This window comes from Lacisediminimonas sp., assembly GCF_030645335.1.
Classification (GTDB): Bacteria; Pseudomonadota; Gammaproteobacteria; order Burkholderiales; family Burkholderiaceae_D; genus Lacisediminimonas.
The window spans coordinates 1-9915 of the sequence record NZ_JAUSNH010000173.1; the positions used below are offsets into that span (position 1 = coordinate 1).

At 62.5% G+C, this 9915-nt stretch carries 9 protein-coding genes; all 9 read left to right on the forward strand.

From position 1 onward, the window contains the following. Nucleotides 1-152: 152 nt before the first annotated feature. The 9 genes from trpA (at nt 153) to Q7T64_RS12110 (ending at nt 9768) form a co-directional block, all read left to right on the forward strand. Nucleotides 153-950 (forward strand): tryptophan synthase subunit alpha, encoded by a 798-nt coding sequence (gene trpA, locus Q7T64_RS12070; RefSeq protein WP_151446930.1) that lies wholly within the window; start codon nt 153-155, stop codon nt 948-950. Between the two features lie 184 nt (nt 951-1134). Further along, nucleotides 1135-2007: an acetyl-CoA carboxylase, carboxyltransferase subunit beta gene (accD, locus tag Q7T64_RS12075; protein ID WP_304795897.1), complete on the forward strand. Its 873-nt coding sequence runs from the start codon at nt 1135-1137 to the stop codon at nt 2005-2007. A gap of 76 nt (nt 2008-2083) precedes the next feature. Beyond that, nucleotides 2084-3382: a bifunctional tetrahydrofolate synthase/dihydrofolate synthase gene (gene folC, locus Q7T64_RS12080; protein WP_304795899.1), complete on the forward strand. Its 1299-nt coding sequence runs from the start codon at nt 2084-2086 to the stop codon at nt 3380-3382. A gap of 17 nt (nt 3383-3399) precedes the next feature. Continuing rightward, nucleotides 3400-4254 (forward strand): SPOR domain-containing protein, encoded by an 855-nt coding sequence (locus Q7T64_RS12085; protein ID WP_304795901.1) that lies wholly within the window; start codon nt 3400-3402, stop codon nt 4252-4254. Between the two features lie 46 nt (nt 4255-4300). After that, complete coding sequence (locus tag Q7T64_RS12090; RefSeq protein ID WP_304795904.1) at nt 4301-4789, forward strand: CvpA family protein; 489 nt, start codon at nt 4301-4303, stop codon at nt 4787-4789. A 17-nt stretch (nt 4790-4806) separates the two neighbouring features. Further along, nucleotides 4807-6324, forward strand: coding sequence for an amidophosphoribosyltransferase (purF, locus tag Q7T64_RS12095; RefSeq protein ID WP_304795906.1), 1518 nt, complete (start codon nt 4807-4809; stop codon nt 6322-6324). 139 nt (nt 6325-6463) lie between these two features. Beyond that, a complete protein-coding gene (locus Q7T64_RS12100; RefSeq protein ID WP_304795910.1) occupies nt 6464-7357 on the forward strand; it encodes an ExeA family protein in 894 nt (297 codons plus the stop codon). Then, nucleotides 7354-8460, forward strand: a complete 1107-nt coding sequence (locus Q7T64_RS12105; RefSeq protein ID WP_304795913.1) for a tetratricopeptide repeat protein — start codon at nt 7354-7356, stop codon at nt 8458-8460. The genes Q7T64_RS12100 and Q7T64_RS12105 overlap by 4 nt, the downstream gene beginning before the upstream one ends. Before the next feature lie 66 nt (nt 8461-8526). Then, nucleotides 8527-9768, forward strand: coding sequence for a cystathionine gamma-synthase family protein (locus Q7T64_RS12110; protein WP_304795915.1), 1242 nt, complete (start codon nt 8527-8529; stop codon nt 9766-9768). The last annotated feature ends 147 nt before the right edge of the window (nt 9769-9915 follow it).

Below are 9915 nucleotides of genomic sequence, written 5' to 3' on the forward strand. Positions count from 1 at the left end.
GAGTCGAGCCATGCGCTGGCTTACGCGGCCAAGTTGGCGGCCACGCTGCCGAAGGACAAGACCATCCTGGTCAATCTGTCCGGCCGGGGTGACAAGGATATGCACACGGTCGCCGAATTCGACAAGCACAAAATCTGAGAAGGCGATCAAGCATGTCCCGCATAGCACCGACATTCGCCGCCCTCGCGGCGCAAAAAAAGAAGGCCCTGATTCCATTCATTACCGCCGGCGATCCCGATCCGGCGATCACCGTTCCGCTGATGCATGCGCTGGTTCGCGCCGGCGCCGACATCCTGGAACTGGGCGTGCCGTTTTCCGACCCGATGGCTGAAGGACCGGTGATCCAGCGCGCCTGCGAGAGGGCGCTGAAGTTCAACGTGTCGATCACGGACGTGATCGGTTACGTCCGGACCTTCCGCCAGACCAACACCACCACGCCGGTGGTGCTGATGGGCTATGCCAACCCGATCGAGCACATGGGGCAGGCAGCCTTCATCGCTGCCGCGAAGGAGGCCGGGGTGGACGCTACCATCGTGGTCGACTACCCGCCCGAGGAGTGCGAGCAGTATGCGCAGACCATGCACGAAAACGGCATGGATACGATCTTCCTGCTGGCGCCGACCTCAACCGAGGAACGGATGGCCCAGGTCGGCCAGCTCGGCAGCGGATTTTGCTATTACGTCTCGCTCAAGGGCGTGACCGGCGCGGCCAATATCGACATCGACGACGTTGCGCAGCGCATTGCCGCGGTCCGGCGTCATGTCAAGCTGCCGATCGGCGTCGGCTTCGGCATTCGCGACGGCGAGACCGCGCGCGCGGTTGCGACCGTCGCCGATGCGGTCGTGATCGGCAGCCGCATCATCCAGGAAATGGAAAATCATCCGCGCGAGCAGATGGTCGATGCCGCCGAAAGCTTCCTGGCCGGCATCCGCCGCGCCCTTGATGCCTGAGGTGTAAGATGGGCACCGCCGGCATTGGCCCGGGATGGGCAAGGCCGGCGGGTTGGCTGCGGGCCATCGGGACGCTACAATGCGCGGTCCCCGTAGTCAGGTCCTGTATCTGGTACCTGGCACTTGGTACCAGGCACTTGAATTACATTCGAAAATCCACTCGAAACCAGGAAAAGAGGTCCAAATGAGCTGGCTGGAAAAACTGCTGCCGCCGCGCATCCAGCGCACTGACGCGTCGACCCGGCGCTCCGTTCCCGAAGGGCTGTGGGTGAAATGCCCGTCTTGCGAGGCAGTGCTCTACCGTACCGACCTGGAATCGAACCTCCATGTCTGCCCGAAGTGCGACCATCACATGCGCATCCGTGCCCGCGAGCGCGTGGACGCGCTGCTCGATGCCGAAGGACGCTACGAAATCGGCCAGGAAGTGTTGCCGGTCGATACACTCAAGTTCAAGGACAGCAAGAAATATCCGGACCGCCTGAAGGACGCCATCGAGTCGACTGGCGAGACCGACGCGCTGGTCGTGGTCGGCGGTTCGATCCGGGCGCTGCCGGTGGTGCTGGCCTGTTTTGAATTCGAATTCATGGGCGGCTCGATGGGATCGGTCGTCGGCGAGCGTTTCGTGCGCGGCGCCCAGGCTGCGCTGGAGCAGAAGGTGCCGTTCATTTGCATCACTGCAACGGGCGGTGCGCGCATGCAGGAAGGCCTGTTGTCCTTGCTGCAAATGACCAAGACCACGGCCATGCTGACCCGCCTTTCCGAGAAAAAGCTGCCCTTCATTTCGGTGCTGACCGATCCGACCATGGGTGGCGTTTCGGCCTCGTTCGCGTTCCTGGGGGACGTGGTGATTGCCGAACCCAAGGCGCTGATCGGCTTTGCCGGACCGCGCGTGATTGAAAACACGGTGCGCGAAAAGCTGCCCGAAGGTTTCCAGCGCGCCGAGTTCCTGATGCAAAAAGGCGCCATCGACATGATCGTCGATCGCCGCAAGATGCGCGATGAAATCGCCGGCCTGCTGGCGCTGCTGCAAAACCAGGCAGTCGACGTGATCGCCTGATTGCCTTGCTGCTTGTCCGGGCCCGGAGCTGCTGCGTCCGGGCTTTTTAATTTTCGACGGTGCGCCAAAGACTTCCATGCAAAATCCTTCCTCCTTGTCCGACTGGCTGGCCCGACTGGAGACGATGCATTACAAGGCGATCGACATGGGCCTGGAGCGGGTCGCCGAGGTCCGGCAGCGGCTCGGCCTGGACTTCGATTGCCCGGTCATCACGGTCGGCGGCACCAATGGCAAGGGCTCGACTTGCGCAATGCTGGAAGCCATCTTCCTGCAAGGCGGCTATCGTGTCGGCCTGTACACCTCGCCGCACTTGCTGCGCTTCAATGAGCGAGCCCGGATCAATGGCGCCATCGTCACCGACGCCGCATTGATAGAACAGTTCGAGGCGGTGGACGCCGCGCGCGGCGAACTGTCGCTGACCTATTTCGAATTCACCACGCTGGCCATCCTCAGGATGTTCGCCGCAGCGGGGCTGGATGTCGTGATCCTGGAAGTCGGACTGGGCGGGCGGCTCGACGCGGTCAACGTGATCGACGCCGACGTCGCGATCATCACCAGCATCGACCTTGACCATACCGATTACCTTGGCGATACGCGCGAGGCGATCGGCATGGAGAAGGCCGGCATTTTCCGGGCCGGCAAGACCGCCATCTGCAGCGATCCGCAACCGCCGGCTTCGCTGCTGGCCCACGCCCAGAAAATCGGGGCAGACCTGTGGCTGTTCGGCCGCGACTTCAATTATTCGGGCGACAAGTTGCAATGGAGTTATGGCGGTCGCGAACAGCGACGAAATTCACTGGGCTATCCGGCATTGCGCGGTGCTAACCAGTTGCTCAATGCCTCGGCAGCCATTGCCGCCTGCGAAGCCTTGCGCATGCGCCTGCCCTTGAGCGCACAGGAGATCAGGACTGGACTGGCTATGGTCGAGTTGCCGGGCCGCTTCCAGGTGCTTCCAGGGCGGCCGACCGTGATTCTCGATGTTGCGCATAATCCGCATGCCGCTTCGACACTTGCGCATAACCTCGACAACATGGGCTTTTATCGCTTCACCTATGCGGTGTTCGGCTGCATGCAGGACAAGGATATCGCCGGTGTCGTTGCAAAATTGAAAACGCAGGTCGATCACTGGTACCTGAGCGCCTTGCCGATTCCGCGTGCCGCCAACACTGAGCAGCTCGAAACGGCCGTTTTGTCCGCCGACGTAACACAAAGCATTGAACCGCAGCACGACAAGAGCATCAAACAGTTCTCGTCTCCGGCAGAAGCTTTCCATGCAGCACTTAGTGCGGCGGGGGAGGATGATAGAATCGTCGTATTCGGATCCTTCTTTACCGTCGCTGGCGTGATGGAAGCTCGTAACACCGCATTTCACTGATTGGGGACCACTGTTCGATGGGCTTTTTCTCGTTCCGCCGCCAGAAGGAAACCACGCAAGACAGCGCTTTCGCAGCGGGTGCAGCCGACGGCGCAGCCGCAAGCCGTGCACGAAGCAGCAAGCGCAAGGAGAGCGAGCCGGTCGACCCGGTATTGCCCGAGAAGCAGCGCGCGCGCCGCAGGCTGGTCGGTGCAGTCGCCTTGGTGCTGGCTGCCGTGATCGGGCTGCCAATGATCCTCGACCCCGAACCCAAACCGCTGGCACACGACATCGCCATCGATATTCCGTCCAAGGAAAAACCCCGGAAAGGCGCATCGGCGCCGGCCACGGCCGCGCTCGATGAGCGCGAGGAAATCATGGCAACGGCAAGCGTTGCCGGCGCCGACGGCCCGGGCGATGTCGCTCCCGGCCCCGCTGTGGACGCCAAAGCGCCTGCGGCCAGCCAAAAGACCGAGCTGGTGCCAGCGCCAAAGGCCGCCGCAGCGGCCACGACCAAAGCCGAGCCGGTGCCGGTTGCCGTTGCCAATGCCAAGCCGGTCGAAAAACCCCGGGCGACCGCAGCAGACGATGCGCGCGCACGAGCCCTGCTTGACGGCAAGCCTTCGCCAGCACTGGAGAACGTCAAATCGGGGTCGGAAAAATCCGAACGCTATGTCGTGCAAGTCGCTGCGCTGGCTTCTCCCGAAAAAGTGAAAGAGTTGCAGAACAAGCTGAAGGCCGCTGGCATTAAATCGCATACGCAAAAAGTAGCTACCCAGTCGGGCGAACGGATCCGGGTACGGGTCGGACCGGTGCAGGGCAAGCCGGAAGCGGAGAAGATCCGCGCCAGGTTGACCAAGCTGGGCTTCAACGGCACCCTGGTGCCGGCTTGATGTCCCTGACCTGCCATAATGGCGGCAGCATGAAGGCGTGGCGGCCGTGACGATATTCGATTATCTGGTGCTGTTCATCCTGATTTGTTCGATTGTCATCAGTACCTTGCGCGGGCTGGTCAAGGAAATGTTGTCACTGGCCAGTTGGGTGGTGGCGTTCTTTCTTGCCAACGCGTATGGCGAGACGCTGGCTGCGCTGTTGCCGGCATCGATACCGGGAACACTGACGCGCTTGATTGTGGCGTTTGTGGCGCTATTTATAGGTGTGCGGATACTGATGATGTTGTTGTCGATGGCGGTCGAGGCCGTGATCAAGGCGACCGGCCTGACCGTTGCCGATCGCGGACTCGGCGGATTGTTCGGCCTGGCGCGCGGGCTGGTGATTGCCATGGCGGCAGTACTGCTGGCCGGCATGACCGCGCTGCCGCAACAGCCGTTCTGGAAAGACGCCTTGCTCAGTCCGCTGGCGGAAACCGCGGCGCGTACCATCAAGCCTTACCTGCCTGGCGATTTCGCCCGGCATGTGCAATTTTGAATGTTTAGGAGTCCACTATGTGTGGAGTAGTTGGTCTGGTCGGGCATGGCTCCGTCAATCAGCGGATATATGACGCGCTGCTCCTGTTGCAACATCGCGGGCAGGATGCTGCGGGAATTGCGACCAACCACGGCGATACGTTTTCCATGCACAAGGCCAATGGCCTGGTGCGCGACGTATTCCGTACCCGCAACATGCGTTCGCTGCCGGGCAATGCCGGTATCGGCCAGGTCCGCTATCCGACGGCCGGATCGTCTAGCGAGGAGGAGGCGCAGCCGTTTTATGTGAACGCGCCCTTCGGCATCACGCTGGCACACAACGGCAACCTGACCAACTGGGAACAGCTCAAGATCGAGATGTTCAAGAACGATCGTCGCCATATCAACACCGATTCGGATTCGGAAGTGTTGCTCAATGTGCTGGCGCATGAAATCCAGGAAGCGGCCACCGGGTTTTCACTCGACCCCGCCACGATTTTCCGGGCGGTCGCCGTGCTCCACAAGCGGGTGCGCGGTTCCTACGCGGTGGTGGCGCAGATTGCCGGCCACGGCCTGCTGGCGTTTCGCGACCCGTACGGCATCCGTCCGCTTTGCATCGGTTTCATGGACACCGACAACGGGCCCGAATACATGGTGGCCAGCGAGTCGGTGGCGCTGGAAGGCCTTGGATACAGCTTCCTGCGGGACGTGATGCCGGGCGAGGCGATCTTCATCGACAACGACAGCAACCTGTACAACCAGCAGTGCGCAGAGAATCCGACGCTGAACCCCTGCGCCTTCGAGTTCGTCTACCTGGCGCGTCCCGATTCTGTGATCGATGGCGCATCGGTGTATGCCAGCCGCCTGAAGATGGGCGAATACCTGGCAGAGAAAGTCAGCCGCGAGTTCCGCTCCGGTGAAATCGACGTCGTGATGCCGATCCCCGATTCATCGCGTCCGGCGGCGATGGAGCTGGCGCTCAAGCTGAACCTCAGCTATCGCGAAGGCTTCATCAAGAATCGCTATATCGGCCGTACTTTCATCATGCCGGGGCAAGCGGTGCGCCGCAAATCGGTGCGCCAGAAGCTCAATGCCATCGGCTCCGAATTCCGCGGCAAGAACGTGTTGCTGGTCGACGATTCGATCGTGCGCGGCACCACCAGCCAGGAGATCGTGCAGATGGCGCGTGAATCGGGCGCGCGCAAGGTCATCTTTGCGTCGGCTGCGCCGCCGGTCCGGTATCCGAATGTGTACGGTATCGACATGCCGACCCGCGACGAACTGATTGCGCATGGCCGCACCGACGAAGAGATCTGCCGCGAAATTACCGCCGACGCGCTGATCTACCAGGATCTCGATGCCTTGAAGCGTTCGATTTCGGATGTCAACCCGGCACTGCGCAATTTTGAAGCCTCGTGCTTCGACGGCGTCTACATCACCGGCGATATTTCGCGCGATTACCTCGACCGGATCGAGTACGCCCGCAAGAATCCCAAGCCGGTCCTTGAAGACGTGGCCCGCTCGCAGCTGAACCTGAACCTGGCGCAGATCGATTGATGCCGTCGGGCGCGTGCGTGGCGCGCGTCCATTCCGCACCAGGCTTGCGATCTTGCGGACGCCTGATGCTTAGGCGTTCGCCGCCGGTTCAACCGATCGGCTACCGGTAACGGGTGCCTTCAAGTATCATGGCATCCCCATGTACACCAAACATTTCGGACTGCACGAGCCGCCGTTCGGCATTACGCCCGACACCAGCTATTTCTACGCCTGCCCGATCTACCAGCGGGCCTTGAACACCTTGCTGGTTGCGGCCAACAGCGGCGAAGGCTTCATCAAGATCATTGGCGAGGTGGGCACCGGCAAGACGCTGTTGTGCCGCAAGTTCCTGTCCGTGCTGGGCCCGGAATTCGTGACTGCCTACATTCCCAATCCGATGCTGCAGCCGCGCGGCCTGATGCTGGCGCTGGCCGATGAGTTGCGGGTGACGGTGGCCGGCGACCTGGACGAATTCCAGATCATCAAGGCTATCAACTACCGCCTGCTGATGCTGGCAAAAAATGGCAAGCGTGTGCTGCTATGCATCGACGAAGCGCAGGCGATGCCGCTGGAAACGCTGGAATCGGTGCGCTTGCTGACCAACCTGGAAACCGAAAAGCGCAAGCTGCTGCAGATCGTGTTGTTCGGCCAGCCGGAACTCGATCGCAAGCTGGCGCAAGAGTCGATCCGGCAACTCAACCAGCGCATCACCTTCCAGTACCGGCTGGGCCTGCTCGATCGTGCCGAGACCGTCTCTTACATACGGCACCGCCTGAAAGTCGCCGGTGTCGAATCCGACCTGTTCAGCCCGTCCGCCATGACCGCCTTGCACCGCGCCAGTCGCGGCGTGCCGCGGCTGCTCAACATACTTGCCCACAAGGCGCTGATGCAGGTGTACGGCGAGGGCGGCAGCAAGGTCGCTGAGCGCCATGTGCTGGCCGCCGCCGGCGATACGCCCACTGCGCGCCATCCCTTGCCCATGGCCCTGGTCTGGGGTGCGGGCGCAGTTTTCCTTTTGGTCATCGCAGGCGTAACAGGGATGGTGCTTCAATGAGCCTGATCAATCAGATGCTGCAGGATCTGGAAACGCGGCCCGGCGCGCAGGGATCCGCAGCCGGCATGCATCGCGACGTGCGCGCCAGCGGCGAGCCCACCGCCCGCCGCAGCCTGGTCGGGCTGCTGGTGGCGCTGCTGGTCCTGGTCGCTGTGGGCGCGGGCGGATACCGCGCCTGGCAGCGCTTCTCTGCGATAGAGCCATTACCGAGCTTGTCGCCCGAGTTGTCGCTGCAAATCTCCGCGGCGCTGCTGTCGATGGAGCCGCTGCAAGGTGCTGCTGCTGCGCCGCAAGCGCCACTGCCCCTGGTGAGCGCTCCAGGCATGCCGCCACCGGCAGCCGATGTCGCCGTGCCGCCGGTCGGGATGATGCCCAAGCCCGCGCCCGTGCCACCGGCAGTGGAGCCAATAGTGCCAGCGCCGTCGACCCGTGACCGCGGCAACCCGACACCGCCGGTCGCTGCGGCGTCCGGCAATCCGGCGCCAGTGGAACGCGCCCCGGTGCCGGAACGCGCAAAGCCGAAGGAAGCGACACCGCGTCAGTTGGCGGAAGTTGAATACCGGCGCGGCATCGCGCTGGCGCAACAGGGACGCTCGGCCGAGTCGATTCCGTTGTTCGAGCGCGCCCTCGAGCTCGATGCCAGCTATGCCGATGCACGACATAGCCTGGTGACGCAATTGATGGAAGCAAAAAATATCGACGGCGCCATCCAGCGCCTGCAAGAAGGACTGGTCGCAAACCGCGCCGACGGCGCGATGGCGATGATGCTGGCCCGGATCCAGATCGATCGCGGCCAGACCAATGCAGCCATCGATACCTTGTCGCGCAGCTTGCCGTACGACCGGGACCGCGCTGACTACCACGCTTTCATGGCCGGCTTGCTGCAGAAGGAGGGCCGGCATCGTGAGGCGATCGACTACTACCTGAACGCGCTGCGCAAGGTGCCGCGCAATGCGGTCTGGTGGATGGGAATCGGCATCTCGCTGCAGGCGGAGAAGCGCAACGCCGAGGCGCGCGATGCCTTCTCGCGGGCCGATTCAATCGGCGGCATGTCGGCCGACTTGCAGGCTTTCGTGCGGCAAAGGCTTGAACAGTTGCGTTGAGTACGCCGTCGCCTGCATGACGGCCCTGTTATCCTCGTTTTCCTTGCATCCTTGTGTGCCATTCCAATGACTCCCAACAAGAAATTCGGCTTTACCACCACGATTCTCCATAGCGACCGGCAAAGTCCGATCGAGCATGGCTCGCTGCACAAGCCGATCCATACCTCGGTGGCTTTCGGTTACCGCGATGCGCGCCAGCTGGCCTCGGTGTTCCAGGGCCGTGAACCCGGCTATCGCTACGGGCGCCAGGGCAATCCGACGGTGTCCGCGCTGGAAGAAAAGATCACCAGGATGGAGGATGGGCTCCAGACCATCTGTTTTGCAACCGGCATGGCCGCTATCGGCGCCATCGCCCAGGCGCTGTTGCGCGAGGGCGACCATGTCGTGTCGTCGGCATACTTGTTCGGCAATACCAACAGCCTTTGGCAAACGGTGAATAGCCAGGGGCCGCGGGTGACGATGGTGGACGCCACCGACGTCGCCAATGTGGAAGCCGCGCTGACGCCGCAAACCCGGATCGTGTTTGTCGAAACCATCGCCAATCCGCGCACGCAGGTGGTCGACCTGGCCCGCATCGGCGCATTGTGCCGCGAGCGCGGCATCCTGTATGTGGTGGACAACACGATGACCTCGCCTTACCTGTTCCGCCCCAAGGAGGTCGGTGCCGGACTGGTGGTCAACGCATTGACGAAATCGATTGCGGGGCACGGCATCGCGCTGGGCGGCAGCCTGACCGATACCGGCGTGTACGACTGGTCGGCCTACCCGAACATTGCCGAGAATTATCGGCGCTATCCGACGCAACAGTGGGGCATGGCCCAGGTCCGGGCCAAGGCCTTGCGCGATTTCGGCGCATCGCTGGCGCCGGAAGCGGCACACCATATTGCCGTAGGCGCCGAGACCATGGCGCTGCGCATCGAACGTGAATGCGCCAATGCGCTGGCGCTGGCACGCATGCTGGAAGCCGATGACCGGGTGCAGGCGGTCCATTACCCCGGTCTGGCGGGGCATCCGCAGCACCAGTTGTCTGCCAAGCTGTTCCGCGCGTTTGGCGGCTTGTTCAGTTTCGAACTGAAGCCGCATATCGACTGTTTCGATTTCCTGGACCGGCTCAAGATTGCGATCCTCGCCAGCAACCTGGGCGACACCAGGACGCTGGTGATCCCGGTTGCCCACACCATTTTTTACGAGATGGGGCCGGAGCGCCGGGCCGGGATGGGGATTGCAGAATCCCTGATCCGGGTGTCGGTCGGGATCGAAGATACCGACGATCTGCTGGAAGATTTCCGGCAGGCGCTGGCCGGGTAGCCGGGCAGGCGGGGATCTGACCGGCTTTGGCTCAGGGCGCTATTTTTCCGGCGCTTGCGCGATCGAGCCACTTGGTTTTTGCTTCCGGTCCCGGTGCGCGCATTTTCTCCAGCAAGGCGGCCGGGTCCGGGTCATGCAGCATCAGGC

Bases quoted from the DNA above. Each gene is read 5' to 3' on its own strand.
- trpA (WP_151446930.1), top strand. From the start codon at position 153: ATGTCCCGCATAGCACCGACATTCGCCGCCCTCGCGGCGCAAAAAAAG.
- accD (WP_304795897.1), top strand. From the start codon at position 1,135: ATGAGCTGGCTGGAAAAACTGCTGCCGCCGCGCATCCAGCGCACTGAC.
- folC (WP_304795899.1), top strand. From the start codon at position 2,084: ATGCAAAATCCTTCCTCCTTGTCCGACTGGCTGGCCCGACTGGAGACG.
- Q7T64_RS12085 (WP_304795901.1), top strand. From the start codon at position 3,400: ATGGGCTTTTTCTCGTTCCGCCGCCAGAAGGAAACCACGCAAGACAGC.
- purF (WP_304795906.1), top strand. From the start codon at position 4,807: ATGTGTGGAGTAGTTGGTCTGGTCGGGCATGGCTCCGTCAATCAGCGG.
- Q7T64_RS12100 (WP_304795910.1), top strand. From the start codon at position 6,464: ATGTACACCAAACATTTCGGACTGCACGAGCCGCCGTTCGGCATTACG.
- Q7T64_RS12105 (WP_304795913.1), top strand. From the start codon at position 7,354: ATGAGCCTGATCAATCAGATGCTGCAGGATCTGGAAACGCGGCCCGGC.
- Q7T64_RS12110 (WP_304795915.1), top strand. From the start codon at position 8,527: ATGACTCCCAACAAGAAATTCGGCTTTACCACCACGATTCTCCATAGC.